A 25,323-nucleotide genomic window follows, 5' to 3' on the forward strand; every position below is an offset into this window, starting at 1 on the left:
TTAGTTTAGCGATATATTATTGTGACTTTCTGCTGTTGATCTCATCACGGATGGCGATGGCACGTAGGTAGTCTTCCTGCTCCAGCACTTCACTGAGCAGGGTGTTAAGTTCTTCGAGATTGAGTGCGCTGAGGTCTTCGCGGCCGGAGGGACTTTCTTTTGGCGCTCCTGCTTCCACCTGCTTTTTAGTCTTGCCAGAACTGTCTTCCATGAGTATGCCGGCACTGTCGAGGATGTTCTCGTAAGTATAGATAGGGCATCCGAAACGCACGGCAAGTGCGAGGGCATCAGAAGTACGGGAGTCGATCTCCACGGTATCATTTTCCCCTACACAAACCAGTTTACTATAGAAGATCCCTTCCTGCAGGTCGCTGATGATGATCTCCGTGAGGTCAACATTGAAGGCACTCATGAAGTTCTTCATCAGGTCGTGTGTCAGCGGGCGGCTGGGCTGCATTTTTTCTAGTGCAACAGCGATGGCCTGGGCTTCAAAACCGCCGATTACAATTGGTAATCTGCGCAGTCCATTCACCTCCCCAAGCACCACTGCGTATGAATGTGTTTGGGTAATACTGTGCGACAAGGCTACTATTTCCAGTTCTATCTTCCTCATAATGAAGGCACGAAACTAAGGCATTTTACTAAAAAAAACCGCTTACTTGCCTTTCAGCTTTTTCACCGCCTCAATGATCTTCGGCATCACTTCAAAAGCGTCACCCACAATACCATAATCAGCGGCTTTGAAGAATGGTGCCTCCGGATCTTTATTGATCACAACAATTGTCTTGCTGCGGTTTACCCCTGCAAGATGCTGGATAGCACCGGAGATGCCTACAGCAAAATATAGATTGGGGGCGATGGATCCACCGGTTTGCCCAACATGCTCATGGTGCGGACGCCAGTGTGCATCGGCAACGGCACGACTACAGGCTGTTGCCGCTCCCAGCAATTGTGCCAGCTCTTCAATCATACCCCAGTTCTCCGGACCCTTCAATCCACGTCCGCCGCTGATCACCAGTTCGGCTTCACTTAACGGAATCTGTCCCTTCACTTTATTGGTGGCGGTAACTTTAACCTTCGGCGCTTCGATGGTGGCAGTAAATGGAGCTACCTCTGCAACGCCTTCTCCCAGTACCGGCGTAAAAGCGTTGGGGGTGAGGGATATGATCTTAATAGGGGAGTTGATCCTGATATTGGCAAATGCCTTTCCACTGAAAACGCCTTTCTTCACTACGAATCCATTACTGGTGTCGGGCAGCGCAACAGCACCCGCTACCAGTCCGGATTTGAGGCGGGCGGAGAGTCCGGGTGCAATGGCCTTGCCATTCACATTTGCAGATAGAACGATGATATCTGCCTGGCTGGCCGCGGCTGCTTCTGCAATAACTTTTATAAACAACTGAGCATCGAGGTGATCGAGTTGCGCATCGGCAACATGATGCACTTTCTTGATGCCATATTTCCCAAGGGCAGAGAGGTCGTCACTAACATTTCCCAATACCAGGGCCTCTGCAGTGGTGCCGGTTTGCTCTGCCAGTTTCGCGCCATAGCTGGCTGCTTCGAAAGATGATTTTTTTATTTGGCCTTCAGCTTGATCTATATAAATAAGAACAGACATGCGTAGCAATTGAATGATGATGGAATAAGGTGATCAGAAAAGTTTAGCCTCTTCATGAAGCAGGCGAACCAGTTCTTCCGGATTGTCGGGCGATACCAGCTTAACACCCGCTTTTGCCGGGGGCAATTCAAAACGCTCAATACTGGTGAGGGCCTCCACTGCAGCGGGTTCCACCACTTTCAGTGGCTTGGTTCGTGCACCCATGATCCCTTTCATATTGGGGATGCGCTGCTCTGCCATTCCTTTCTGGCAACTAACCACCACAGGAATATTGACCTCGGCAACCTCTTCTCCGCCTTCTATTTCGCGGGTGATGGTAGCCATATTACCTGCCAGCTCAAATTTGGTGGCCAGCGATACAAATGGCATATCCAGTAACTCAGCAACCATGCCTCCAATTGAGGATCCGTTATAATCAATGGTTTCCTTGCCGGTGAATATCAACTCATAGCCACCCTCGCGGGCAACATTGGCGATCTGGCTGGCAATTGTGAAGGAATCGGTACTGTCTGTGTTAACCCGGATGGCTTCATCACCGCCAAGGGCAAGGGCCTTGCGGATAATGGGGTCAGCATCGGCGCCGCCAACATTGATAAGATGGATAATGGTGGAGGGGTCCTTTTCTTTCAGCTCGATGGCGCGAACCAAAGCATACCATTCGTCATAGGGATTGATGATCCACTGAACGCCGTCGGCAGCGAATTTCGTGTTGTTATCCGCGAAGGCTATTTTTGCCGTGGTATCCGGCGTTTTACTGATACAAACTAAAATTTTCATACAGCTGCAATTATGTAATGTTTGAAAGTTGTTTATGCAACTAATCGTTGTACAAATATAATAGGTTCAAAGATAGTTAGAGTTGCAGCTCAAATAAATTTTTCAAGAATTATGGACCGCATACAAAAACTTAAGGAATTCCTTGCCGCCTGTCCCGCTGATTCATTTCTCAAACATGCATTGGCGTTGGAATACATTAAAACGGGTGATGATGAGCAGGCCCGGCAACTATTTGAAGGCATCCTCTCTGCCAATCCTGATTATGTTGGCAGTTATTACCACCTGGCAAAATTGCTGGAGCGTACAGGCGACACCGAGGGTGCAGTGCATTGCTACCAGAAGGGAATGGAAGCGGCAGGGCGGGTGGGCGACCAGCATGCATTTGGTGAATTGCGTTCTGCGTTGGAAGAGCTTACTTTCTGATCAGCGCATTATTGGTTGCAGGGCAGCGGGCTTCCGGAACCAGAATATGACTCCGGCAAGCATTAGCAGGCGAAAGATAAAATAAGCCCAGTAGTTGATATTCCACGCATCGGTGATATCACTTATGCTGGTGAAGTATATATAAAATGTTTGGAGTACGAGGAAGATAAAATTATAGAACAGGAAGCCGGCGATCAGGAGGAAGCGACTCACATAAACGGTATTAACCGTCAGTGATGAATTCCTGTAGAGGAGGACCATTGCATAACCGGCAGCCAGCATATACCAGAAAGAGGGCAGCAGCTGGTTCCAGAAAGTATTGCGGTAGATGCCTTTAATAAAAAGGGTCAGCATCCAGGTGGCGATAACAGGAATGATGGTGATGAGCAGGAATTTCCGGTAACGGATATCATCCCACAGGAAATAAAAGAAAAGTAAGCCGGTTATTGTATCAATATGGATGGTTAGGTTGCTGATGGCCTGGAAAGTGGGGGAATCCATCGGGTATATATAAACGATCCCGAAAAGGAAGAGGTTATACAGTACATGGAGCAGGATAAACAACTGTAATTTCTGCTCCCATCCCTTTTTAATCAGTAAAATTGCAGCGGTGAGCAGCAACGCTAAGAGGGTGAGATTATCAATTACAGCTATAAGTGGACCTATTTCAGGCATTCAGGTACGGTTTAAGGTTATCGCTGAAGCGAATATGCCACACTAACGGGAGGAGGAAGCATATTATTATCGTAAAAATACCCGGATATATACGCAATCCAGATGAGCAAAAAAGACCTTGCAGTTGGCTTTAAGCAATTTATCGAAGAGCATTCGTTGTTTTCGAAGCATGATCGGCTGCTCGTGGGCGTTAGTGGTGGTATTGATTCTGTGGTACTCTGTCATCTCCTTCATGAGGGAAGATATAGCTTTGAAATGGCCCATGTAAATTTCCAGCTCCGGGGGCAGGAGAGTTTCAGGGATGAAGATTTCTGCAGGAAGCTGGCGGAGCAATTAGGTGTGCCCATTGCCGTGGCGCGTTATGATACCCGTGATTATGCGCAGGACAAAAAACTATCTATACAGGTAGCGGCAAGGGAACTTCGCTATGCATTTTTTAAACAGCTTATTAATGATCGTAAGGGTTCTGTTACTGAAATAAAATACCTGCTCACTGCCCACCATGCTGATGACAATGCCGAAACAGTGTTGATGAATTTATTCAGGGGCACGGGACTCGCGGGACTTCGCGGCATATTACCATTGCGGGAAGATATCCGTCGCCCACTTTTGTTTGCCAGTAGAAATGATATCACGGCGTATGCTGCTCAAAAGCAGTTGACATGGGTGGAGGACAGCAGCAATGCAGAATCAAAATATGCCCGCAATTTCCTTCGCAATAATATTATCCCTTCTTTACAAGAGCAGTACCCAACTGTTGTCGAAAATATAAATGATAGCGCGCGTCACCTGTATGATATAGAGAAGTTTTATATGGCCGCAATGAAAAGGCAGTTGGAGAAACTGGTATTAAGAAAAGAGACCGAACAACAGGTTCCTATCCTGAAGTGGAAACAGTTACCGGGGAAGGCGGCAATACTATATGAGTGGCTGCATCCCTTTGGATTTAGCAGCGGGCAGATGGCAGACCTCGAAACGTTGGCCGAGAGCCAGACAGGGCAATATATTGATTCACCTACCCACCGGCTTCTGCGCAACAGGAACTGGCTGGTGCTTACTCCCTTACCCACAGAGGCATCGGGAATTATTCTTTTGGAAGGGGAGGAAGGAAAGATTCAATTCCGCGAGGGAATTCTTCAGTGGAAAATTCAAGCCTATTCAGGTGAACCAATTTCAGAAAATAGCCAGGATGGCTGGATCGACGCTGCTGATATACGTTTCCCTATGCTTTTAAGGCCATGGAAGGCAGGTGACTATTTTTACCCCCTGGGTATGCGAAAAAAGAAAAAACTTGCACGCTTTTTCATTGATAATAAACTAAGTCGAAACCAGAAAGAAAAGACCTGGGTGATAGAATCTTCCGGTAGAATTATCTGGGTAATTGCACAAAGGATCGATGATCGTTTCCGCGTCAGTACATCAACAAGAAAAATCCTCCAATTTAAATTCGAACCGCTTACTAATACCTCGATTTGATGGTTTCAATGAAGTGACTCATCACATCATAATCGGCAAGTAGTTTGGCTGCTATAATGGTAAAGAGAACGCCAAAGATGGCGCCGCTGAAATGGGCGCGGTGACCGATATTATCTCCTCCTCTTTTTGCGAGGTAGGCCGAGATGCCCAGGAATATAAAACCAAAAATATAACCGGGGATATCAATAGGAATAAATAGCAACCTCAATGGCATACCAGGTTGCAGCATGATGGCTGAGAAGATCACCGCCGATACGGCACCGGAAGCGCCCAGGGCACGATAGGAAAAATTATTGCGGTGCTGGAAATAATCGGGCAGCACAGAGAAGATCAGTGCAAGAAAATAAAGCAGCAGGAACATCATTTTGCCATTGCTTCCAAAGAGGGTTGGATGGGAAAATAAACCCACTTCAAGGAACTCTCCGAAACTCCAGAAGGAGATCATGTTGAAGGCGAGGTGCATGAGATCGCCATGAACAAAACCGCAGGTGATGAAGCGGTAATATTGTTTTCGGCTATCGATCTCCGCTGGCCAGAAGAGCAGGTCTTCTTTCACCTTTTCATTGTTGAAAGCAATGAAGGAAATAACTACTGTGATAATTACAATGGATAGGGTAATGCTAAACATGGCGGCAAGATAATTAATCGTGGTGGTATTTTTCATTGCGCAGGATGGTGCATGCCCGGTATACCTGTTCGGCAAGAACCAATCGCACTACCTGGTGAGGAAATACCAGTTTGGAAAGGCTCCAGGTGAAATCGGCCCGCTCACGAACAACGGCATCCACACCATAAGCGCCCCCGATCAGGAAGATGACCTGTTTCCTGCTTTCGTTTGCGCGTTGCTGTAAGAGGGTTGCCAGCTCGGGAGAGCTGATATTTTTACCCCGCTCATCCAGCAGCACCAGGTAATCCTCTTTCTGTACCGACTGCATAACCGTTTGTGATTCAGCCTTCCTTATCAGTGAGGGATCAGTGGCCTTTGATGGCGGCAGCAGTTTCCATTCACAAGGGAAGTAGCGGTTGATGCGCTGCGTGAAATCATCTACTGCCGCCTTGGTGGAGGCATCCTGTTGTTTACCGATTGTCCAGAGCTGGATCTTCATGGGTGCAAGATAATCTCTTGCGACAAAAGTCACATACCGGCAGCAATTGAAGCGGGAGATTTGTAACATGGAGTCATATAACAAAGGCCACTGGGAAGCGGTATACCAAAATAACGAGCCTGGAAAAACCAGTTGGGCGCAGCCTATACCAAAACCCTCACTGGAATTCATACACTCTTTCAACCTGCCGAAAAATGCAAGGATAATAGATATAGGCGGCGGCGATAGTAAACTGGTTGATTATTTGCTGGAGGAAGGATTCCAGGATATAACAGTTTTGGATATCTCAGAAACAGCTATTGAACATGCAAAGAAAAGACTCGGGCATAAAGCAGGTGCCGTAACATGGATACTGTCTGATATCCTCGATTTTAATCCAGCCGGAAAATTTGATTGCTGGCACGACAGGGCCACCTTCCATTTCCTTACTACTGAGGCCCAAAGGCTTGCCTATACTGCTATTGCCCGATCGGCAGTTACAGGGTATCTCACCATAGGAACCTTTGCGGATAACGGTCCGGAGAAATGCAGCGGACTGGTGGTAAAACAATATTCTTCAGAAGCCCTTACAAGAGAATTTGAGTCGGGTTTTGAAAAGTTAAAATGCATACAGGATGATCATATAACCCCCGCCGGAGTGGTGCAACATTTTACTTTCTGCAGTTTTAAGAAGAAGAATAACTAAATTTTATGGTCTCCACACCATGTTGCCATCAGCTTTGCTTCCTGATAGCCAAACCCAAAAAACAGTCGACTGGATAAGGGACATCAATACTGCGATTTCCGGTTTAAAAAGGATGCGCCTCCTGTGGAAATAGGTTAAATTTGTATCTACAATAAGGAAAACAATAATTCCTTAAAATTTAAAACGATTCAATTATGCGAACCATAAAAATGCTGTTGATGGCAGCTTTCACCATCCTGTCTGTTTCTTTATTTGCCCAGGACCCCACGCCGAAACCTGAAAAGATGGAGAAGGAAAAAAAGGAGAAGGCAAGTTATAGTTGTCCCATGCATGCCGATGAGGTTAGCGATAAACCCGGCAAATGCTCCAAATGCAATATGGACCTGGTAAAGGCAAAGAAGGAGAAGAAGCATTATAGCTGTCCCATGCACCCCGAAGAAGTAAGTGCTAAACCCGGCAAATGCTCCAAATGCAATATGGACCTGGTAAAGATGAAGAAAGATAAGAAAGAATATAGCTGTCCAATGCATCCTGATGAGGCCAGTGATAAGCCAGGTAAATGTGCAAAGTGTGGCATGGATATGAAAAAGAAAGACGATCATTCAGGGCATAATCATTAATTACCGAAAGGGAGGGATGACAAGGAGTACCAGTTTAGCAAACAGGCTTAGGGAAGTATTGCTCAATGGGCATTGGATTGCCAACACCAATTTCAAAGAGCAATTAGAGAAAATAAGCTGGGAACAGGCAATACAAAATGTTGATAACCTAAATACAATTGCAGCGATCACCTTTCATGTTAACTACTATATAGGCGGACTCATAAAAGTGTTCAACGGTGGAAAACTAGAGATCAGTGATAAGTACAGTTATGATTTTCCACCCATACAGTCATCAGAAGATTGGCAGAAATTAATGAATGATTTTTTGTTCAATGCAGAGGTGTTCTGTAGCCAGGTTGAAGGGATGGAAAATGCACAATTAGACCAGCCCTTTGTAGATGAAAAATATGGGAGCTACCACCGAAATATTGAAGCCGTAATTGAGCATAGCTATTATCATTTAGGACAAATTTCCCTGCTCAGGAAAATGATTGCTGAAAGATCTGTACCCCCACTAGATTTGGAAACCAGTAAGATCATCTGAACGGCATTGATTACCTGCTTTCCATAAACCCTGCAGTTAAGATCTATTTTCCTTTAGCGTTAATATATTTTTCCGGGTTTACAAATAGAAAGTAGCCGGAAAGGGGTGATGAATGCTCAGATGCTGAGATATTTTACAAATAGAAAGTAGCCGGAAAGGGGTGATGAATTCTAAGATGCTGAGATATTTTACAAATAGAAAGTGGGGCGAAGGGATTGTTGAGAAAATATATTGTTTTGTAGGGGAGGGGTTTTACAAATCGAAAGTATAATACATAAGCAAATGTTAGTTTCGATTTGTAAGAAATCAATGCACAGCCATTTTGGGACTAGCATTCCATGTACTTGCGATTTGTAAAAAAATCATTACAATTATTATTAGCGATTAATTTTCTTAGTACTTACGATTTGTACTTGTCCAGCGTTCAACAAAGCAAATCAGGACCTTTCAACAAACTGATCCATTTCATTTCATTCTAGTTTTGTTTCATCAAAAAAAAATAATAACCATGAACAAAACAATGATGGAGGCAGGTTACAACAGCCTGTGGGATCAGAATTCAATGAGCATTCAACGGCCAGCGAGGTAATCGAAGGGATCGACCTAAGTGGAAAGATTACTATGTAACAGGCGGCAATGCAGGAATAGACCTGGTGGAAAAGCGGGCCTTAATTAATCAATAAGCTTTTGTAAATTTAATAGTAGACTCTGTGTAACAGTCCTGTGCGTTTTCAGATTAGGAATCACATTTTTAAACCTTATTCTAATTCTGTATGAACCGTAACACATTCCTGAATGCATGCCTGAGCGCCGGCGCATTCCTGGCTGCTCCGTTCACCTTGTTGGCAGAAATAAAGAAAAAAAGAGTGGATAAAGGGATAAGGGTTTTGGCTGGTAAAGACCGGTTTGATAAACCCCAGTCCCTTATGGAGGGAGATGTATTTTATACCAAGGTTTCCTCAAAAGATACGAATGGCGATATATACATATTTGAATCAACCAGGGATAGGATGGGAGGGCCGCCACTTCATTACCATTACGAACAGGATGAGTGGTGGTACATCCTGGAGGGAGAATTTCTATTTAAGGTGGGAGAGGAAACATTTACCGCAAAAGCTGGTGATAGCATTTTTGGTCCGCGTATGGTGCCACATGCATTTGCCAAAACCAATGAAGGGATAGGCCGCCTGTTAATGGCTTTTCAGCCTGCAGGTAAAATGGAAGAGCATTTTAAAGCGCTGAGTGAAGGAATTTATTCAAAATTATCAGCTGAAGAAAAACACAAATTCAGGCAGAATAACGGATTTGAAGTTGTTGGACCAGCACTTACGATTGATAAATCCTTACCGCAGAAATAGATTAGTGTACAATATGAAGCATAGTATTTTAATAATCCTGTTTTTCATTCCAATGCTGCTTATGGCCCAGTCAGATAAAAGAGTTGACGAAAAATTTCTGCAATCTTTTGCCGATGCATTTAATACACATGACCTGAATGCAGTGATGGCGCACATGACAGATGATTGTGTGTTTGAAGCATCCGCAGGTCCTGATGCAAACGGTGAGAAGTTCTCGGGTCAGGAGCAGGTCAGAAAAGCTTTTGAAATAGTCTTTAAAACCTACCCCGATGCTCACTGGGGAAAATCAAAACATTTCATATCCGGAAACAGGGGTTTCTCTGAATGGGTATTTACAGGAACCCGGGGCGATGGTACTAAAGTGGAAGTTACCGGGTGCGACTTATTTACATTCCGGGATGGAAAAATTGCCATTAAGAATTCCTATCGAAAGAACCGCCAGGTATTAAAATAACCCCCCTGATGATTCTCCATCGATGCCGGCATATGATGATCCTGCAATGGATAGTTATAACATGCAGAGCGATGCTATAAAGAAAATGAAAGATACACTAGGTATTAAAATGTATTCGATTCGCAGGAAGCATTGTAAACCGCCAAGTCATCTGCCGGAATGCAGGAAGTAGCAGCAGATGCAAATAGAATTTAAACTGGTGGCGCTCCCACCATCTTAATTGGAACAGAGTAAACGGAAAAAAGGATAATGACACAGAAAATATATCAGGTAGATGCCTTCGCAGAGAAGGTGTTTACCGGAAACCCTGCAGCCGTTTGTCCCCTTGATCAATGGATGAGTGATGATCTCCTTCAAAAAATCGCGATGGAAAACAACCTGGCTGAGACTGCCTATTATGTGAGAGATGGAGATCAGTACCAGATCCGCTGGTTCACGCCAACGGTAGAGGTTGATCTCTGCGGCCACGCAACCTTAGCATCGGCTTATGTTTTATTCAACCACGAAAACTTTACCGGGAATACCATTCGGTTTTATTCGCATAGGAGTGGTGAACTGACAGTAACCAGGAATGGAGACCTGTTGACCCTGAACTTTCCTACCGATAAATTAGAAGCAGTAGAACTAACTGCAGAGTTAGCTGAATGCTTTAATACAGAGCCAGCTTTAGCCTTTAAAGGCAAGACAGACTATATGCTTGTTTTTGAGCGTGAGGATGAAATAAAGAATCTAATTCCGCACCTTGACAAGATCTCCAAACTCCCGGCCCGTGGCGTAATTGTTACCGCAAAAGGAGAGGAGGTTGATTTTGTATCCCGGTTCTTTGGACCACAGTCTGGCATAGACGAAGATCCGGTAACCGGCTCAGCGCATACTACATTGGTACCTTACTGGGCTGGGCAACTTGGCAGGCAGGACTTATCCGCGATCCAGTTATCTGCACGAAAAGGCTATCTGCATTGCAAGTACCTAAATAATAGGGTTGAAATAAGCGGCAAGGGAAAATTGTTTTTGAAAGGTGAGATCTATATAGACTAGCCCGGTAATGAAAGGTATGATACACATCTCAGAAGATGAGCTATACAAGTTCGTTAGCAAAGCCATTGTCAAAACTTTCAGGTGACAGGAAATTATTAGTCGACCTGACGCAACACCATGGGGTAGATGTATTGGCCGCAGCACCCGGTCTGGTAGAAAGCGGATCACAGGTGGTCATTCCCATTTTAAAAGCATGAGGGCGAAGCACAACTATATTGCAAGGGAGTTTGACGAAATTGCTGGTGTATGCGTTAAGAACGCTTCCAAGCTAAGGAAAAGTAAAAATTATGGAAAAGGTTATGGCCGGTATGACCCAACATCAGCGATAATTCACCAAAAGTAGATTCCCTGAAAATTTCGTAAATTATAACCTCTAATACGCACCTCTGATCACTGGAGGATCCCGAAAAGCCTTAAGAGTAGGGATTAAATTCAGAAACCAAATATAATGATCACTGCACTTATTCAACATGAAGTCAGCGACTTCGGGGAATGGAAGAAGATTTTTGATGCAGATCAGCCAAAAGTACAGGAAGCGGGAGCCAGGCTGCTGGGCATCTACACATCAGCTAAGAATCCTAATGATGTTACTATTATGTTTGAAGCTCCCAATATTGAACTTTATGATGAGTTGATGAGTGATCCGGAAAGGCAGGAAGCGATCAGGAGGGCAGGGGTTATAGGTGAACCCCGTGTGACCCTGCTTAACAAAGTTTGATAGCAGGAATTGATGGCATCAAACCTTTTTACTATGAAAAAGAACTTTGTTTTATTAACCAACTGCAATATTGGCAAAGCGGGCTTGGTTAAGAAATTCCGGAAGCATTTAGAAAAGTAGTGGGAATAAAGGGGAAATTTGAAGAGCAGGGTAATCTCACCGACAACGAGACCCATAAATGCCTGAACAGTTTTACAAATGCTTTTATTGACCTTGTACAAAACCATTAACACCAACCTATGAAAAAACTCATCTCTATTATTATACTCACCTACATTACCCTATTATCTTTTGGACAATCGAAGAAGCCTAGTGAAACGGGTAATTCCAAACCCTTTGTACTTGGATCAATTGAAGAAATATACTCGAACAGGTTGTCACAAAAAAGAATATTGAATATATACCTGCCGGAAGGTTACAACTCATCTGATACAATACACTATCCGGTCATTTATTTGCTGGATGGTTCTGCCGATGAGGATTTTATCCATATTGTGGGACTTGTACAATACAATTCATTTGAGTGGATCAATCGGGTGCCCAAATCAATTGTAGTAGGCATTGCAACGGTGGACAGGAGGAGAGACTATACATTTCCATCCAACATTGCGGACGATAAAAAGAAGAATCCGACATCCGGGCATTCCGAATCATTCATTGATTTTATAGAAACGGAACTACAACCATTTATTGAGAAGAAATACAAAACCAATAGCTCCAGGACAATTATCGGCCAATCACTGGGCGGACTGCTGGCAACAGAGATCCTGTTTAAGAAGCCAACCCTATTTAATAAGTACATTATTATCAGTCCGAGTTTATGGTGGGATAATGGCTCTTTGTTAAGCAATGATCTGGAAAAATTAAAGGAAAGCTCCAATAAGGTTAGCGCTGTTTATATTGGGGTGGGAAAAGAGGGACTTACCCCAACCGTTATACCAAGGGTTATGGAAGTGGATGCCAATTTATTAGCCGAGAAGATACAATCAATTAAAGTAAAGAATATTAAACTGGCATTTGATTACCTGCCAGAGGAGAACCACGCTACCATAATGCACCAGGCGGTTTTAAATGCATTTCGGGTAATGTTTGCAGAATGAAAGAATGATAATTAATAAATTCGCTCAATCAACCAGGCTATGATATATCAATACATAGCACCCAGTCCATTCTTACAGGAATTCGTCAGGGATTACCTGATTGCTCATTTCAGATTTGAGAAAGGGCAGGCCATACCATTCAAACCTTATTCTCCCAAGCCTGAGCAAACCATCACTTTTTTGCCAAAAGGTAACTTAACCATTAATGATCCCCTAAAGGGGATAACCGAGGTTGCGCCTTCAGTTTCCATATGCGGGCAGCAGGTGTCGAGATATAATTTTTACCTGAGCCAGGAGTACCTGATGCTGAGAGTGCACTTTCAACCTGGGGCACTCTATCGCCTGTTACAAATTCCACTGATTGAATTTAGTGATTGCTGGTTCGATGCAAGATCTGTATTTAACAGTGAAATAGTAGCGGTGAATGATCGACTTGCCCATTGCCTCAACTATGCTGAAATGATTGCTGTGGTGGAAGATTACCTGAAAAATAAGTTGAGAAAAGTAAAAGCAGATTTGCATCCTCTTGATAAGATAGCAACCTGCCTCTATACAAACCCGTCCCGGTTTTCTTTGGACTGGCTCGCCAGTCAGGCATGTTTATGTCCAAGGCAATTTAACCGAAAGTTTACTGAAAGAATGGGCGTTGGTCCCAAACTATACAGCCGGTTGGTTCGCTTTTATAAAAGTTATCAATATAAAGAAGCCCATCCTGATGACGATTGGCTAAGCATTGCACTGTTATTCAATTACACGGATTATCAGCACATGGTGAAAGACTTCAAGGAATTTGCCGGTGTTAACCCCAATTTATGGATCAACCAGGATAATAAATCCCCGGAGAGAATCCTGAACCTTGAATGATTTTGGTGAAGCCCTGTCAGTTTAGCTCACTGAAAGCGGCGGACCAACTACCTTCATCCCATGAGCAGCAAAAAGTGATTCTGCTTCCTGTGGGGATGGCGGGGATGTCATCTTACAGCTTTTCATGAAAAACTCTTCCAGTGATCCGGCTGGCTGAACAGCCAATAATAAGGTGCCGGGATTTTCGCCAATATAAGCCCATACATGTGGGATCATGCGGGGTGCAAAGAGTGAATCACCAGGTTTGAGGATAAATTTTTCGTTTCCAACTTCAAAGGCAAATTCACCCTCCAAAGCATAAAACCATTCATCCTGTTGGTAATGGAAATGTTTAGCCGGCCCGCCTTTGCTCATCCCGACATGTTCAAATACAAAAAGAGAACCATCCGTATCCTTACCCGAAATTTTGATTTGCAGGGGGATAACACCCCAGATCATAAGTTGCTCCCCGAAGCGATTTTTACCGCTGGGAACAAACACCGCCTTATCAGATCTGACTGCTGTTCCTGTAGCGGATGCTTTATTGGCAATTGTTCTATTGGCGCAACCTGTAATTCCACTGGCCCCGGCTGCCGCTGTACCGAGGCAGGCAAGTTTTACAAACTGTTTTCTGTTCATGGCGTTCAAATTTTATTAGGTAATTGCCGGCAACAGTTATCAAAACAAACCTACTTCTTAATCTGAAAGGGTTGGTGGTATAAAAAAGACATTTTGAATAAACAATGTATCTTCCACTGGCAGTTTTACTAACGGTGCGGAGAAAGTATGCACGGGCTGGTTTATTTGTCAGATCGAAAACTCACTGACTGATGAAATAAACAGGAATATGGCAATGTCCGAAGCAGCAAAAACTCTTTTCTCCAACGGTTCATTTCCAGATCAAAGGATCCAGGGTAATCCTGTTTCAGCAGAAAAGGTAAAACAGCCCAATAGTATAGAGGAACTGAGAACAGGCATGGAGAAATTAAAGCACGCCGCAAATGCGATCTGGATAAGAATGCAGAGCACCCAACATTTCGGAAAATCCGAACATCCGGGACTCGGTTTTTTTAATTGTTATGAATGGTTGGAATATTCCGAAATGCATATGAGGCACCATTTGAAACAGAAGCGGAGGATTGAGTCTTTTATATTTAAGTTAATAAATCATACCTTTAGTCAGTTAAAAAAGGATTAATTAATACTGGGTAAAAATGTGAAAAGTATCTTTCCCATGTATAAGAAATTCACACAGATCTTATTAATAAGTGTCTTCTTATTTACAACTAATGGAAGAGCACAGGAGGCAGTATCATCCAATGGGAAATTCGCCACCATTGATGGTTTGAAAGTTTATTACGAGGAATCGGGGAAGGGGGTGCCCGTGATATTATTGCACCATTTCTTTTCTACTGCTTCACTGTGGAAAAAATACCTTCCTGAATTATCTCAAAAATACAGAGTCATTGCTGTTGATCTCCCGGGGCATGGCCGTTCTGGTTATATGGATACCACCAGTTACTATCTGCATAAAACAGCCACGAAATATATTATCGGACTGATCGAGTATTTGAAATTAGATTCTGTCTATTTAATGGGAGCAAGTTCAGGTGGATCTATATCATTACAACTTGCTATTCTCAAACCCGAGTTGGTTAAACGACTGATTGTGCTTGGAGGGCATATTTATTATCCAAAGGAACAAAGAGTAATAGTGGCCAATTGGAGAAAGACTCCTGATTCAGCATCACTTGCTCGGCATGGGAAAGAAAAAGCTGAGTTACTCCAAAAACAATTTCTTTATTTCAGTCAATTATATGGTGATCCAAGCTATACCCCAGATATGTTATCAACCATTCGAGCGAAAACCTTAATTATACATGGTGATAATGATAAACTTGCCCCAATATCCAATGCATGGGGGATGTTTGAGAATATCCCAGGCGCATTTTTATGGATCGTTCCAAATGGTGGACACTTTCCTTTTCCCCCTTATATTGACAAGGATAATGAAAAAGACTTTATTAAAAGAACGATGGAGTTCTTTAATGGAGACTGGGATAAACAGTGAACCTACAGCCTAATAGAATATATTTTCAATTTTTGAGTATTATATCCCTTGTAACTTATTTGATCCAACTGCGTCTAATCTCAAAAAAAGTACATGAGAAAATTAAACCTGCTCTTAATCCTATTTTTTTTAAACTCTTCAAAGGAGGCATTAGCACAACAATCAAATAAGGAAAAGGAAGTTTTACTCATAGGAACATTTCATTTCAATAATCCAGGTGCGGATATAGCCCAAACGGATAAGTTTGATGTTCTGACTGAGAAAACTCAAAAGGAATTAGACATTATCGCTCAAAGAATTAAAGCATTCGCACCCGATAAAATATTTGTGGAATGGGATTATAATGACTCCAACGCGTTGGATAGTTTATATGCATTATATCTCGAGAACAAATACTTCGACTATGTAGAAAACAAATACCCTAAGAAGACCTTTTATAAGGAAAATGAAATTTTTCAATTAGCATTCAGGGCAGCGAAATTGAGTGGTAATAAAAAAGTGTATGCGATAGATACGCACACTGAATTTCCTTTTGACAGTTTGCTGATTTCAATGGACAGGGCAGAACAGACTGAACTAAGGGACAATATTTTTAAGCGCATAAAGGAATTTGAAGATACAGACAATGAAAATAAAAGAAAATATTCTTTGACACAGTTGTTGTTGGAATATAATAAACAGGCAAATAGAAATTATGACCTCGGATCGTATATAACAATGTTTAACGCTGCTGGCATGGCAAACGATTTTACCGGTGCTGGTTTAGTAGCAAATTGGTACAAACGTAACCTGTTAATGTATTCATTTGTCCAGAAGCTCACAGAGAGGAATGATGATAAAATTGTCATCCTGCTTGGAGCCGGTCATGCAGCTTTATTCAAGCATTTTATCGACCTCGACGAAAATTTCAAAGTTGTGGAGTTAAGTGATATTCTAAACAAAAAATAATCTATCAATACCTACACATATTTACAGAAACCTCGAATTGCCAGTTCTTCAGTATACTTTGTAATTGACTTTACTCACAGGGTTAGCGTGGTATGAATCCGGGTATCGCCCACCAGGCATCTTTCCACGATCTGGATAAACTGATCGATCAGATTGGCTGCCGTTGCTGATCCATGCGTTTCCGTCAGCGCGGTATATCCAGATAAGGCGGCCATCACGATGGCAATATTCTTTTCCATCAAGGTTTCACTGCTTCTCATATCCTTTTGTTTAGAATACAAAGCTAGTGTGCATTGAAGCGCCTGGAAGGACAGGGGGGTGTCAGAAATTGACATAGGTTTGGCAGAGGTGGTCGAAACATAATCGAAACATAAGCCCAAACTCAATACCAGCATAAATTAGAGAGGAATTAAGCTGGAATTTTGAAATGGCAAGGATAAGGTCATAATAATAGGAGTTGACCATTTTTAATGGAGAATGATATTAATTAAAGTACACGAATAATTATGAATAAAGTATCTCTTTGAGTATATTCAGATATACAACAGTTGGGCGAAATCTTAAATATGCTGTTATGATTTACAAGTGTTGCAGTCCAAGTGCCCATCTTCAGGGGTATATCAAAGATTATTTGCTCATTCATTTTGACCTTAACAGCAATGAAACAACTCCAATTAAACCTTATCCAGCCTGTCCAAAGCAGGGAATAATATTTTACGTAAAAGGTGTTGTTGTAGCCAGCAATCCGATAACAGGGATATCTGAACAAAGAGCGAAAACAGTATTTTTCGGACTGCCCATCAGCCGGCAGAACCTGCATCTTCCGAAAGACTATCTCGCTATCAGCGTTCGCTTCCAGCCTGGTGCGTTGTTTAAATTTCTTACAATACCCATGAGTGATTTTTTGCAAAAGAATGAAGATGCAGAATTGGTTTTTGGTGGGGAAATAAGGCAGCTCAATGACCGGTTGGCAAATACTTCTTCGTTCCAGGAAATGTTGCTGCTGATTGAAGACTTTTTATGGAAGAAAATTCGGCAGTTGAAAGTGACTATACACCCAATTGATAAAATAGGTCAGATGCTTTGGGAGAATCCGCAGGCTTTCGTGTTGGATAAAATTGCAAAAGAAGCCTGCCTGAGTGTAAGTCAATTGGAGCGGCGCTTTTTACAACAAATTGGTGTATCTCCAAAGTTTTATGCCCGAATTTGCAGGTTTTATAAAGCCTACCACCAAAAACAGCGTGACCCAACTTTATCGTGGCTGGATGTGGCTTGGGAAAATGGCTACAATGATTACCAACATATGGTAAAGGACTTCAAATCCTTTTCTAACTGCAAACCAAATGAATTGATTCAGGAAAATGCAGCTGCTCCTGAACAGTTTTTATTACTAAATCCAGAATATAAATACGATTGAAAGTTGCGGATTATTTACCACCTGCGTTTCATAGATTGTTGTGAGCTTTATGGAAGGATTACTTTTTAAAACTTCAACTTCTCAAAATATGAAACGAGGAGCTTTTATCAAAACAAGTTTAATGACCCTGTCTATGTTTAGTCTCAATAAATCAGCAACCTTTGCTTCGGAAAGGCCTAAGACAGGTATCAAAGTAGCGGACGGGGACAACCGGCTTCATGAAACTGTAAAGCTGGATGGTGTCGTCTCTATTGACTTTAAAGTATTGTCCAAAGACACAGAAGGTGACCTTGTTGTTATGACCTCTTCCAATAACCCAAAGTCAACCGGACCTCCGTTACACATCCATCCTGATTTTGATGAAATGTTTTACGTGACGAAGGGGGAAGTGAAATTCAAAGTTGGCGACGAAATTTTTTTGTTGAAAGTGGGTGATAGCATGTTCATTCCCCGCAATGTACCGCATTGTTTTACAATTATTAGCGAAACACCAGCAAGCTTTCTCATCATTGCCCAGCCGGCAGCTAAGCTGGAGGATTTCTTTAGGGCGTATGCTAAGGTGGAACAGATGACACCCGAAATTGCAGGTCGGTTGATGATAGAACACAACATGAAAATTGTTGGCCCTCCGCTAACTAAAGACTGAAAGACTATCGCCCATGATAACATTGTCAAAATGCCGGTTAATAAACAATCAGTTGGCATTTTTTTTCAGTATGGCCGACAAATTACCCGCTCTATGCATAACAGGCGGTAACTATCAGTGCTGCAGTTTTAAAAAACTGTTCAAATAGAATTTTCCAAGGGGCAGTTCCCTGACTCCAACATCTACAGTATCATGTGTAAAGGAATTTATTTTTTTCAGGGATACAATATATGATCGGTGAATACGAATGAATTCATTATCAGACAGCATCGCTTCAAATGAAGAAAGTGTTTGCCGGGTGATGATCGTATTTGTTTGTGTTATCACTTTAAGGTAATCCCTGGCACTTTCGATATAGATGATATCATCGAACATTACTTTTATCATTTTTCGCTCAACTTTCATATAAATAAATCCCGAATTGCTCTTTTTCTCTGGCGGCAAAACCACAGGAATATTATTTGCTAATTCTTCATTTTTTTGCGAGAATGCTTTGCTTACTGCCCGTAAAAAACGATCGAAGCGAATGGGCTTTAATAAATAATCCACCACATTCAATTCAAACCCCTCCAGTGCATATTCTTTATAGGCTGTGGTGAAAATCACTTTGGGAATATTGCGCAATGATTTTACAAAGTCGGTGCCGGTAAGATGTGGCATTAGTATGTCGAGGAAAATAAGGTCCACTTTTTCATTGTGTAGAAACATCATAGCATCAATTGCGTTACCACATTCTCCTGCAAGATGCAGCACCGGCACTTTTTCAATGTAGAGACGGATGACATCTCTTGCCAGTGGCTCATCATCCACAATAAGGCATTGAATAGTTGATTTATTTAAGTTATGCATAAGAAAGATGTGTTTCTGAGTTCGAATTGGCTGACATGGATGTGTCAGTTGTCAGTTCCATTTTTAAATTAACAATAAATACTTCCTGGTCATCATTGATCTGCAACGCATACTTACCCGGGTATTGCAACTCCAATCTCTTCTTTACATTGCCAATGCCGGTGCCGGGACGTTGCTGCGAAGCAAGATGTTCAGAAGTCTTTCCATTGATGAGTTTCATGTGTAACGCCTTGCCGTTGATCTCTATTTTTAAATTTATCCAGGGTGCATTTAAGAATTTGCTTGCGCCGTGCTTGAAACAATTTTCAATAAAGGGTAATAACATAAGCGGTGCTATTTGCAAATGCCCTGAATTAGGCGGTATAGACAAATGAAGATCGAGCTTGTTACCATACCTGATTTTTTCAAGATTTATATAATCCTGTATCATCACCAGCTCTTTTTGCAAAGGAACAAGTGCTTTACTTCCTTCCGTTAAAATATATCGCAACATATCTGAAAGCTCCATGATCATTTTGGAACCTTTGGGCGATTCTGTTTGTGTTTGCGAATAAATATTGTTGAGTGTATTAAATAAAAAATGCGGGTGTACCTGCGCAGTTAATAATTGCAATTGAGATTCAGCATTTTCTTTTTGCAATTGGATATTCTTTTGCTCTTTCAGATACCATTGTTTGATGTATCTAAACCCGGCAACAAAAGACGTAGTGGCAACGCCTCCGAGAAATATAGTAAGCAAACCCATAAACTGCTGCACTTTTGCCGGCCTTCTGACTTCGGGTAAATACTTTTTAGGTACAATATCTTCTAATACAGCCGGAAAAATATTCTTCTGTACCCACGTATACAAATAATAATATGCAAACCAACACAATACCAACCAAAAAGTAGCTTTGAATAATTTCTTTTGCTTTGTGTAGATGGGCAGGATGAAATGCAAACTGACATAACAAATGGGAATCAGGCACACAAAAATTAAAAAACCTTCAGTAGATGTGTAAGTAATATTATTGAAATGTGAATCTTTCGGGCCGAGAAACGGGGAAGCTATGTGAGAGCTGATAAAATACACGCCCCACAGTATCCAGAACAGTATATGTCTGCGAATCCGGTCGCTTTTATTATCAGAAAACAAAAACTGTTGAATAAACATATTCAATTATTTTAAAAAAACCAGGACTGCTTCAGCTGTAATCAACATGTATTAGTGGTGTCATTGTTTCAGAATTTGGGCTTACAAACTTTATTTCTTCTGTAAGTTCAAGACGAAGGTTTACCACATATACTTCAGTTTCATCGCTGATCTGCAAATCATGTTTACCGGGATACAAAAGTTTCAATCTTTGTTGTACGTTGTTAATGCCTGTGCCGGACCTATCTTGCGAATTTGGTTGATTGGATTCTTTTCCATTCATTAGTTTCATGGTAAGATGCCGGCCAGAGATCTCAATTTTCAGATTGATCCATGGCGAATGAAGGAACCTGCTTGCGCCATGTTTAAAACAATTTTCTATAAAAGGTAATAACAAGAGCGGTGCTATATACAAGTGGTTGGCATCAGTTGGTATAGATAAATGAAGATCAAGCTTATTACCATACCTGATTTTCTCCAGATTGATATAGTCTTGTATCATATCCAATTCTTTATTCAATGGCACCAATGCCTTTCCACCTTCTGCTAAAATGTACCTAAGCATATCCGAAAGCTCCATGATCATTTTAGAACCTTTTGGTGAGTCGGTTTGCGTTTGCGAATAAATATTGTTGAGTGTATTGAATAAAAAATGGGGATGTACCTGCGCGGTCAGTAGTTTTAATTGCGACTCTGCATTTTCTTTTTGCAATTCCATACTACGTTGCTCTTTCATATACCATTGTTTAACATATCGAAGCATAAATAAAAACCCTGCCCCGAAAAGCACACCTTTGGTAACTGAGAATACACTAATAATCCAGCTTGTTTGGGGTGGCGCAACTACATACCTGTAAAGTTTTTCTGGCAATATCCAACCAGATATTGCAGGTAACATGTTAACTGACAATTGGACATTGATGAATGCGCATACAACCCAAATAACAATTAGTGATAACACAACTGGCAATAAATGCCTTTTTTTGAAATACCATGGCACAATAAGGTACAGAATAGAATAGGCTGAAAAAGCCTGGGGAATCTGCATGACAAAGCTGCGTATAAAAGTTGCGGGCAGGTTACTGATATAAGAAGAGGATGGTTTAAGTGTTGGATTAGCGGCCTGTAAAAGGGCAAAATATACCGCCAGGATAATCCAAAACAAGAGGTGACGCTTAATACGATCGCTTCTTTTTTCGGAAAATATAAAGTTTTGGTTGAGCATCTTAAAGTCGTACACTTAAAACTACCCTTTATATCCAGGAAAAGATAATAAATGTGATACGCTGGATATTGATAACGACAAGATGATTTTATCTGCGACATAATTTTAATGATTATCATCTAAGCAAAAGCTCCATAGGTTATTATATCTATTTTCTGCTCTAAACTCATTTTGTCTATTCTTATTTACTGTATGTCAGTTAAGAACCCTGATGGGTCGCAATTGCAAAAATGTTCCTTAAGCGGTATTTAGTTTTATGTAGTAATCATTAAGATTCTTTAACCATAAAACTATTTATTATGAAGACGGCAAAAATTCCGTTGCTGACTGCAATGCTACTTTCCATCATTGCGCTTTCCAATTATTCATGTAAGAAAGATGTTTCAGGCATCACTGAATCATCAAACGACCGGAGTACTTCTATCTCATCACACACACCCGATGATCCCGGTTTTGCAGAGAATGACATGGTGATGTACTGGAACGAAAAAGCTGCCAAGGTACTTAACCCTGGTTTTTCGCAGCCGGCACGCACCCGTGTTTTTGCAAGGATACAGGTGGCAGTGCATGATGCGTTGAACAATATTAAACCTAAATATGAGCGTTATGCACTTCATGAAAGAGAACAGCATGCCAATCCCGATGCAGCTGTGGCAAGTGCTGCATATTGGATCTTGAAGCGGACTATACTTGTAGGAAATCCTCCTCTTGATCAATGGTACAGTGAAAGCCTGGCAACTATTCCTGATGGAGAAAGTAAAGAATCAGGTATAGCATTAGGTAAACGATCTGCAGATGCTATAATTGCTAATCGCTCGAATGATGGGTTTGCTCAACTTATTATCAATTCTGTTAATCCTCCGAATGGTATTTATCCCGGTGAATACAGATCAACTCTTACAGCAGTGAATTGGGAGCCTACTCAAACATTGGTTGCTTTTAGAATTGTGCCTAATTGGGGCACTGTAATTAAGCCGTGGGTTTTGGAAAGTAATCAGCAATTCAGACCGGCTGGACCATATGCAGTTAATTCAAATGAATATGCAGCTGATTTTAATGAAGTGAAAGCTAAGGGTGCCAGGGTGGAAAGTACACGTACGCCAGCGGAAGAAAAGATCGGACAATTCTGGAGCGAAAACAGGCCTACCTATCTCTGGAATATTTTTGCAAGAAAAGCAATTGAAAATAAAAAGCTCGATGCCTGGAAAACAGCAAGGCTTTTTGCACTCATTCATGTATCTATGGCTGAAAGCATCACTTCTCAACTCAATGCCGGTTATCATTATTATTCATGGAGACCTGAAACGGCAATACGGTTTGCTGCAACTGATGGTAATGATAACACAGCCGGGGATATTGGATGGTTACCTTTTCTTTCTGAAACACCGCTTTTTGTTACGCCCCCATTCCCGGGTCATCCAAACGCATATGCAGCCAACGGGGCTACAGCAGCCGAGATTTTAAGATTATTCTTTGGCTCCGACGAAACTTCAATTGACATCACTACTACAACAACAAATCCAGCTGTAGCGGTACCCAAACCTTCGTTTCATTTCACCAGTTTTTCACAAGCGGCAAGGGATAATTCACTCAGCATGATCTATAACGGGTGGGATTTTAGAAAATCAGTAATGGATGGTGAAGAGATGGGAAGACAGATTGCAAACTATGTGTTTACACATGCCTTCAGAGAAGAGTAAGCGGGTCATTTATGTGTTGGAGACCTATTCATTTGATAGACTGAACCAGGTAAGAGAAAAATCTGAAGTGTGGGTTGATGATTACAATAACAATCGACCACACGATTCGCTGAATGAGTTAGCACCCATGGTATACCGGAAAAAAACAAACCGTTTACAGGCCTGCTTGGAGCGAAAGCATAGCCGTAGCGGAAAGCAGGCCTGTAGAACCAAGAAAAATTATACTTTTAAAGCGTACTAAAAATGGGGAGCCTTCAACCCTAAGTATACAAATCCAGAGGGAATTGAGATAATTGTACAACAGCAAGATTTATCCTGTATTACCAGAGTGGACTATGCATTCATAAACAACATTCAGATTGAAAATGGTATAATTAGTTTATCTAAATCAAATAATCTTATTATTAAAGATGTCATAATAATTCAACCAGAAAGTAAGAATCGGTTTTTAAGATGGATTTCATCTTAGAGTAACGGTTTGATTTGTAGTATACACATAGAAGTAGAAACGAGTATCAGGTATTAAAGCTCTAAATCCATTACCTATACAACCTAAAAAAACTAAACAACTTCATCCTGTTATTCCTTGACACTGGCAGCTTCTTGCCCAGCACAACAATCACTGAATCACCAATAGAATTGACATGATTCAAGGCCACAACATAATTGCGGTGGATCTGTAAAAAATCAGGTTCCGATAAGAGCTTCACGAATGAATTCAGCGATGCTGAAATCTGGTATTCCTGCTTGGTGGTAACCACCTTGCAGAGCTTGTCCATTACTTCAATGTTTACAATGTTTGATAGTGGTACCCGGTCGAGGGTGCGACCATTGGGTAATAGTATGGGTTGAGGGTTCATGACCACTTTCCAACCTAACCATCACCTTTACTGGAAGACTTTGCGGGGCCACATCTCTCGCTCGGTCATGTGGCTGTCCAGGGTGGGTTAGGAAAGGTTGGTGGGGGACCGGTTATCAGGCAGGAAGGAGAAAAAAGCAATTCAGGTTCAGGGTGGGGTTACTATAACTTTCGCGTCTCACAAGAGGGTTAAGCGGTTTATGCTGGTTCTGTTTCAACAGGTAACACCTGGCAGAATATTTCCCCTTTTTGGTAACGATCTTACAGCGATCGCCGGACTTGCGGATAAAGATGATTGCATCATGAGACGCTTTGAAATTGAAATCCTTTTCTGTGATGATGATGAACTGCTTTTTCATAAAAAATAATTTAGAATAATTGATTGCTGGTTGACTGAAACAACAATAACCAGCAGCAGCAAGGATTCCAAATGAAATTCGAGGGAGGTAGAAATTAGTGCGCAGGAGGTATCAAAACTGGCGCAGGAGGTATTTAGGGTGAGGTGAAAATGGGAGGGTAGAGATTGTAGTAAGGAGAAAATGGGGTGTTTTAACGCTCCCTGAATAAGGTTTTGGCTCCCTAAATTTGGTTTTGTGGTGGTTAGCATATCAATGAAAACCCAAACATGAATTTATGCTCTTATCAGAATAGGCTCTCGCTATTTCTAAGATTAGAGTATTATTTATGTTAACCCATTACGGTAATAATATTTATATTTGCTGTGGAAATAAGCTATAAAAGCAAAAAACTTGAAAAGCAATTATCCGACCCAAGAGAGATGGCAAAATCCTTTGGTCAGTTGGCTCGAAAAGTAAATCAAAGGCTTAAAGACTTAAATGATGCAGACAATTTAGGTATTATGAGAACCGTAGTAGCCTCAAAATGCCACGAATTAACAGGCGACCGCAAAGGTGAATTAGCGGTGGATGTTTCGGGAAACTACAGAATGATTTTTGAGCCTTTCCATGATCCGATACCTAGAAAAAAAGATGGCGGTTTAAACTGGGACGAAGTCACCAAAATTCAGATTAATCAAATTGAAGACTACCATTAAGGCAG

The 25,323-nt window shown here is 41.7% G+C and carries 32 protein-coding genes; 19 read left to right on the top strand and 13 right to left on the bottom strand.

Going from position 1 to position 25,323, the window contains the following annotated elements:
• Nucleotides 1-16 precede the first annotated feature (16 nt).
• From HY58_RS05085 to HY58_RS05095, 3 genes are read right to left on the bottom strand one after another with little or no spacing between them, the layout of a single operon-like run.
• Complete coding sequence (locus HY58_RS05085; RefSeq protein WP_039128861.1) at nt 17-613, bottom strand: bifunctional nuclease family protein; 597 nt, start codon at nt 611-613, stop codon at nt 17-19.
• Nucleotides 614-655: 42 nt separating this feature from the next.
• Nucleotides 656-1,618 (bottom strand): electron transfer flavoprotein subunit alpha/FixB family protein, encoded by a 963-nt coding sequence (locus HY58_RS05090; RefSeq protein WP_039128863.1) that lies wholly within the window; start codon nt 1,616-1,618, stop codon nt 656-658.
• A 33-nt stretch (nt 1,619-1,651) separates the two neighbouring features.
• Nucleotides 1,652-2,395, bottom strand: coding sequence for an electron transfer flavoprotein subunit beta/FixA family protein (locus HY58_RS05095; protein WP_039128866.1), 744 nt, complete (start codon nt 2,393-2,395; stop codon nt 1,652-1,654).
• 111 nt (nt 2,396-2,506) lie between these two features.
• On the opposite strand from HY58_RS05095, the gene HY58_RS05100 reads away from it, so the two are divergent.
• A complete protein-coding gene (locus tag HY58_RS05100) occupies nt 2,507-2,818 on the top strand; it encodes a lipopolysaccharide assembly protein LapB (RefSeq protein WP_039128869.1) in 312 nt (103 codons plus the stop codon).
• Here HY58_RS05100 and HY58_RS05105 read toward each other — a convergent pair whose 3' ends face one another.
• Nucleotides 2,819-3,493 (bottom strand): hypothetical protein, encoded by a 675-nt coding sequence (locus tag HY58_RS05105; RefSeq protein WP_039128871.1) that lies wholly within the window; start codon nt 3,491-3,493, stop codon nt 2,819-2,821. It abuts the gene before it with no gap.
• A gap of 102 nt (nt 3,494-3,595) precedes the next feature.
• Here HY58_RS05105 and tilS point away from each other — a divergent pair, with 102 nt between their 5' ends.
• Complete coding sequence (gene tilS, locus HY58_RS05110; protein WP_039128875.1) at nt 3,596-4,969, top strand: tRNA lysidine(34) synthetase TilS; 1,374 nt, start codon at nt 3,596-3,598, stop codon at nt 4,967-4,969.
• Here the strand turns inward: tilS and HY58_RS05115 are convergent.
• Complete coding sequence (locus tag HY58_RS05115; protein WP_052323858.1) at nt 4,953-5,633, bottom strand: rhomboid family intramembrane serine protease; 681 nt, start codon at nt 5,631-5,633, stop codon at nt 4,953-4,955. The two genes, tilS and HY58_RS05115, sit on opposite strands and share 17 nt — an antisense overlap.
• A complete protein-coding gene (locus tag HY58_RS05120; RefSeq protein WP_253271505.1) occupies nt 5,611-6,144 on the bottom strand; it encodes a 23S rRNA (pseudouridine(1915)-N(3))-methyltransferase RlmH in 534 nt (177 codons plus the stop codon). The genes HY58_RS05115 and HY58_RS05120 overlap by 23 nt, the downstream gene beginning before the upstream one ends.
• Between HY58_RS05120 and HY58_RS05125 the strand changes: the two genes are divergently transcribed.
• From HY58_RS05125 to HY58_RS05165, 10 genes are all read left to right on the top strand, one after another.
• Nucleotides 6,143-6,760, top strand: coding sequence for a trans-aconitate 2-methyltransferase (locus HY58_RS05125; RefSeq protein WP_039128879.1), 618 nt, complete (start codon nt 6,143-6,145; stop codon nt 6,758-6,760). The genes HY58_RS05120 and HY58_RS05125 overlap by 2 nt on opposite strands.
• 194 nt (nt 6,761-6,954) lie before the next feature.
• Nucleotides 6,955-7,380, top strand: a complete 426-nt coding sequence (locus HY58_RS05130; RefSeq protein WP_156123578.1) for a heavy metal-binding domain-containing protein — start codon at nt 6,955-6,957, stop codon at nt 7,378-7,380.
• 16 nt (nt 7,381-7,396) lie between these two features.
• On the top strand, nt 7,397-7,906 hold the full coding sequence (locus HY58_RS05135) for a hypothetical protein (protein ID WP_052323859.1): 510 nt from the start codon (nt 7,397-7,399) through the stop codon (nt 7,904-7,906).
• A 773-nt stretch (nt 7,907-8,679) separates the two neighbouring features.
• Nucleotides 8,680-9,264 (top strand): cupin domain-containing protein, encoded by a 585-nt coding sequence (locus HY58_RS05140; protein WP_039128884.1) that lies wholly within the window; start codon nt 8,680-8,682, stop codon nt 9,262-9,264.
• 13 nt (nt 9,265-9,277) lie between these two features.
• The gene (locus tag HY58_RS05145) at nt 9,278-9,718 is read left to right on the top strand and encodes a nuclear transport factor 2 family protein (RefSeq protein WP_216593772.1); all 441 of its coding nucleotides are present in this window, start codon (nt 9,278-9,280) and stop codon (nt 9,716-9,718) included.
• Nucleotides 9,719-9,967: 249 nt separating this feature from the next.
• Nucleotides 9,968-10,756: a PhzF family phenazine biosynthesis protein gene (locus tag HY58_RS05150; RefSeq protein ID WP_039128886.1), complete on the top strand. Its 789-nt coding sequence runs from the start codon at nt 9,968-9,970 to the stop codon at nt 10,754-10,756.
• Nucleotides 10,757-10,791: 35 nt separating this feature from the next.
• Nucleotides 10,792-10,953, top strand: coding sequence for a hypothetical protein (locus HY58_RS19410; protein ID WP_156123579.1), 162 nt, complete (start codon nt 10,792-10,794; stop codon nt 10,951-10,953).
• Between the two features lie 251 nt (nt 10,954-11,204).
• Nucleotides 11,205-11,474, top strand: coding sequence for a DUF3764 family protein (locus HY58_RS05155; protein ID WP_039128889.1), 270 nt, complete (start codon nt 11,205-11,207; stop codon nt 11,472-11,474).
• A 239-nt stretch (nt 11,475-11,713) separates the two neighbouring features.
• Complete coding sequence (locus tag HY58_RS05160) at nt 11,714-12,574, top strand: alpha/beta hydrolase (protein WP_039128892.1); 861 nt, start codon at nt 11,714-11,716, stop codon at nt 12,572-12,574.
• 39 nt (nt 12,575-12,613) lie between these two features.
• The gene (locus HY58_RS05165) at nt 12,614-13,438 is read left to right on the top strand and encodes a helix-turn-helix domain-containing protein (RefSeq protein ID WP_039128894.1); all 825 of its coding nucleotides are present in this window, start codon (nt 12,614-12,616) and stop codon (nt 13,436-13,438) included.
• A gap of 21 nt (nt 13,439-13,459) precedes the next feature.
• Here HY58_RS05165 and HY58_RS05170 read toward each other — a convergent pair whose 3' ends face one another.
• Nucleotides 13,460-14,056, bottom strand: coding sequence for a cupin domain-containing protein (locus HY58_RS05170; protein WP_039128897.1), 597 nt, complete (start codon nt 14,054-14,056; stop codon nt 13,460-13,462).
• A 595-nt stretch (nt 14,057-14,651) separates the two neighbouring features.
• On the opposite strand from HY58_RS05170, the gene HY58_RS05180 reads away from it, so the two are divergent.
• Nucleotides 14,652-15,488 carry an alpha/beta fold hydrolase gene (locus HY58_RS05180; protein ID WP_039128900.1) on the top strand — a complete coding sequence of 279 codons (837 nt, stop codon included), beginning with the start codon at nt 14,652-14,654 and terminating at the stop codon, nt 15,486-15,488.
• A gap of 93 nt (nt 15,489-15,581) precedes the next feature.
• Entirely contained in the window at nt 15,582-16,436 is an 855-nt protein-coding gene (locus HY58_RS05185; RefSeq protein WP_039128903.1) for a DUF5694 domain-containing protein, read from the top strand.
• Between the two features lie 74 nt (nt 16,437-16,510).
• On the opposite strand, the gene HY58_RS05190 is transcribed toward HY58_RS05185, so the two are convergent.
• Nucleotides 16,511-16,696, bottom strand: coding sequence for a hypothetical protein (locus HY58_RS05190; protein ID WP_039128905.1), 186 nt, complete (start codon nt 16,694-16,696; stop codon nt 16,511-16,513).
• 314 nt (nt 16,697-17,010) lie between these two features.
• On the opposite strand from HY58_RS05190, the gene HY58_RS19990 reads away from it, so the two are divergent.
• The gene (locus HY58_RS19990) at nt 17,011-17,853 is read left to right on the top strand and encodes a helix-turn-helix domain-containing protein (RefSeq protein WP_156123580.1); all 843 of its coding nucleotides are present in this window, start codon (nt 17,011-17,013) and stop codon (nt 17,851-17,853) included.
• A gap of 49 nt (nt 17,854-17,902) precedes the next feature.
• On the top strand, nt 17,903-18,499 hold the full coding sequence (locus HY58_RS05200; protein WP_052323862.1) for a cupin domain-containing protein: 597 nt from the start codon (nt 17,903-17,905) through the stop codon (nt 18,497-18,499).
• 114 nt (nt 18,500-18,613) lie between these two features.
• Here the strand turns inward: HY58_RS05200 and HY58_RS05205 are convergent, their stop codons facing one another.
• The 3 genes from HY58_RS05205 to HY58_RS19735 all read right to left on the bottom strand — a co-directional run bounded on the left by HY58_RS05205 (nt 18,614) and on the right by HY58_RS19735 (nt 21,645).
• Complete coding sequence (locus HY58_RS05205; protein WP_039128906.1) at nt 18,614-19,348, bottom strand: LytTR family DNA-binding domain-containing protein; 735 nt, start codon at nt 19,346-19,348, stop codon at nt 18,614-18,616.
• The gene (locus HY58_RS05210; RefSeq protein WP_052323902.1) at nt 19,341-20,093 is read right to left on the bottom strand and encodes a sensor histidine kinase; all 753 of its coding nucleotides are present in this window, start codon (nt 20,091-20,093) and stop codon (nt 19,341-19,343) included. Before HY58_RS05210 ends, HY58_RS05205 begins: the two co-directional genes overlap by 8 nt.
• Nucleotides 20,094-20,532: 439 nt before the next feature.
• The gene (locus tag HY58_RS19735) at nt 20,533-21,645 is read right to left on the bottom strand and encodes a sensor histidine kinase (protein ID WP_216593773.1); all 1,113 of its coding nucleotides are present in this window, start codon (nt 21,643-21,645) and stop codon (nt 20,533-20,535) included.
• A 359-nt stretch (nt 21,646-22,004) separates the two neighbouring features.
• Between HY58_RS19735 and HY58_RS05220 the strand changes: the two genes are divergently transcribed.
• Both HY58_RS05220 and HY58_RS05225 read left to right on the top strand, forming a co-directional pair.
• Nucleotides 22,005-23,405: a vanadium-dependent haloperoxidase gene (locus HY58_RS05220; RefSeq protein ID WP_039128909.1), complete on the top strand. Its 1,401-nt coding sequence runs from the start codon at nt 22,005-22,007 to the stop codon at nt 23,403-23,405.
• Nucleotides 23,386-23,646 carry an integrase core domain-containing protein gene (locus HY58_RS05225; protein WP_039128912.1) on the top strand — a complete coding sequence of 87 codons (261 nt, stop codon included), beginning with the start codon at nt 23,386-23,388 and terminating at the stop codon, nt 23,644-23,646. Before HY58_RS05220 ends, HY58_RS05225 begins: the two co-directional genes overlap by 20 nt.
• A 298-nt stretch (nt 23,647-23,944) precedes the next feature.
• On the opposite strand, the gene HY58_RS05230 is transcribed toward HY58_RS05225, so the two are convergent.
• On the bottom strand, nt 23,945-24,265 hold the full coding sequence (locus HY58_RS05230) for a LytTR family DNA-binding domain-containing protein (protein WP_072037580.1): 321 nt from the start codon (nt 24,263-24,265) through the stop codon (nt 23,945-23,947).
• A 115-nt stretch (nt 24,266-24,380) separates the two neighbouring features.
• Complete coding sequence (locus HY58_RS05235) at nt 24,381-24,623, bottom strand: hypothetical protein (RefSeq protein ID WP_039128921.1); 243 nt, start codon at nt 24,621-24,623, stop codon at nt 24,381-24,383.
• Between the two features lie 362 nt (nt 24,624-24,985).
• On the opposite strand from HY58_RS05235, the gene HY58_RS05240 reads away from it, so the two are divergent.
• Nucleotides 24,986-25,318, top strand: a complete 333-nt coding sequence (locus HY58_RS05240) for a type II toxin-antitoxin system RelE/ParE family toxin (RefSeq protein WP_039128923.1) — start codon at nt 24,986-24,988, stop codon at nt 25,316-25,318.
• The last annotated feature ends 5 nt before the right edge of the window (nt 25,319-25,323 follow it).

The organism is Flavihumibacter sp. ZG627, assembly GCF_000814325.1.
In the GTDB taxonomy this organism is placed as follows: Bacteria; Bacteroidota; Bacteroidia; order Chitinophagales; family Chitinophagaceae; genus Flavihumibacter.

Excerpts from the sequence above, each read along its gene's own strand:
- HY58_RS05085 (WP_039128861.1), bottom strand. The coding sequence starts at position 613 with ATGAGGAAGATAGAACTGGAAATAGTAGCCTTGTCGCACAGTATTACC.
- HY58_RS05090 (WP_039128863.1), bottom strand. The coding sequence starts at position 1,618 with ATGTCTGTTCTTATTTATATAGATCAAGCTGAAGGCCAAATAAAAAAA.
- HY58_RS05095 (WP_039128866.1), bottom strand. The coding sequence starts at position 2,395 with ATGAAAATTTTAGTTTGTATCAGTAAAACGCCGGATACCACGGCAAAA.
- HY58_RS05100 (WP_039128869.1), top strand. The coding sequence starts at position 2,507 with ATGGACCGCATACAAAAACTTAAGGAATTCCTTGCCGCCTGTCCCGCT.
- HY58_RS05105 (WP_039128871.1), bottom strand. The coding sequence starts at position 3,493 with ATGCCTGAAATAGGTCCACTTATAGCTGTAATTGATAATCTCACCCTC.
- tilS (WP_039128875.1), top strand. The coding sequence starts at position 3,596 with ATGAGCAAAAAAGACCTTGCAGTTGGCTTTAAGCAATTTATCGAAGAG.
- HY58_RS05115 (WP_052323858.1), bottom strand. The coding sequence starts at position 5,633 with ATGAAAAATACCACCACGATTAATTATCTTGCCGCCATGTTTAGCATT.
- HY58_RS05125 (WP_039128879.1), top strand. The coding sequence starts at position 6,143 with ATGGAGTCATATAACAAAGGCCACTGGGAAGCGGTATACCAAAATAAC.
- HY58_RS05120 (WP_253271505.1), bottom strand. The coding sequence starts at position 6,144 with ATGTTACAAATCTCCCGCTTCAATTGCTGCCGGTATGTGACTTTTGTC.
- HY58_RS05130 (WP_156123578.1), top strand. The coding sequence starts at position 6,955 with ATGCGAACCATAAAAATGCTGTTGATGGCAGCTTTCACCATCCTGTCT.
- HY58_RS05135 (WP_052323859.1), top strand. The coding sequence starts at position 7,397 with ATGACAAGGAGTACCAGTTTAGCAAACAGGCTTAGGGAAGTATTGCTC.
- HY58_RS05140 (WP_039128884.1), top strand. The coding sequence starts at position 8,680 with ATGAACCGTAACACATTCCTGAATGCATGCCTGAGCGCCGGCGCATTC.
- HY58_RS05145 (WP_216593772.1), top strand. The coding sequence starts at position 9,278 with ATGAAGCATAGTATTTTAATAATCCTGTTTTTCATTCCAATGCTGCTT.
- HY58_RS05150 (WP_039128886.1), top strand. The coding sequence starts at position 9,968 with ATGACACAGAAAATATATCAGGTAGATGCCTTCGCAGAGAAGGTGTTT.
- HY58_RS19410 (WP_156123579.1), top strand. The coding sequence starts at position 10,792 with ATGAGCTATACAAGTTCGTTAGCAAAGCCATTGTCAAAACTTTCAGGT.
- HY58_RS05155 (WP_039128889.1), top strand. The coding sequence starts at position 11,205 with ATGATCACTGCACTTATTCAACATGAAGTCAGCGACTTCGGGGAATGG.
- HY58_RS05160 (WP_039128892.1), top strand. The coding sequence starts at position 11,714 with ATGAAAAAACTCATCTCTATTATTATACTCACCTACATTACCCTATTA.
- HY58_RS05165 (WP_039128894.1), top strand. The coding sequence starts at position 12,614 with ATGATATATCAATACATAGCACCCAGTCCATTCTTACAGGAATTCGTC.
- HY58_RS05170 (WP_039128897.1), bottom strand. The coding sequence starts at position 14,056 with ATGAACAGAAAACAGTTTGTAAAACTTGCCTGCCTCGGTACAGCGGCA.
- HY58_RS05180 (WP_039128900.1), top strand. The coding sequence starts at position 14,652 with ATGTATAAGAAATTCACACAGATCTTATTAATAAGTGTCTTCTTATTT.
- HY58_RS05185 (WP_039128903.1), top strand. The coding sequence starts at position 15,582 with ATGAGAAAATTAAACCTGCTCTTAATCCTATTTTTTTTAAACTCTTCA.
- HY58_RS05190 (WP_039128905.1), bottom strand. The coding sequence starts at position 16,696 with ATGAGAAGCAGTGAAACCTTGATGGAAAAGAATATTGCCATCGTGATG.
- HY58_RS19990 (WP_156123580.1), top strand. The coding sequence starts at position 17,011 with ATGATTTACAAGTGTTGCAGTCCAAGTGCCCATCTTCAGGGGTATATC.
- HY58_RS05200 (WP_052323862.1), top strand. The coding sequence starts at position 17,903 with ATGGAAGGATTACTTTTTAAAACTTCAACTTCTCAAAATATGAAACGA.
- HY58_RS05205 (WP_039128906.1), bottom strand. The coding sequence starts at position 19,348 with ATGCATAACTTAAATAAATCAACTATTCAATGCCTTATTGTGGATGAT.
- HY58_RS05210 (WP_052323902.1), bottom strand. The coding sequence starts at position 20,093 with ATGGGTTTGCTTACTATATTTCTCGGAGGCGTTGCCACTACGTCTTTT.
- HY58_RS05220 (WP_039128909.1), top strand. The coding sequence starts at position 22,005 with ATGAAGACGGCAAAAATTCCGTTGCTGACTGCAATGCTACTTTCCATC.
- HY58_RS05225 (WP_039128912.1), top strand. The coding sequence starts at position 23,386 with ATGCCTTCAGAGAAGAGTAAGCGGGTCATTTATGTGTTGGAGACCTAT.
- HY58_RS05230 (WP_072037580.1), bottom strand. The coding sequence starts at position 24,265 with ATGAACCCTCAACCCATACTATTACCCAATGGTCGCACCCTCGACCGG.
- HY58_RS05235 (WP_039128921.1), bottom strand. The coding sequence starts at position 24,623 with ATGAAAAAGCAGTTCATCATCATCACAGAAAAGGATTTCAATTTCAAA.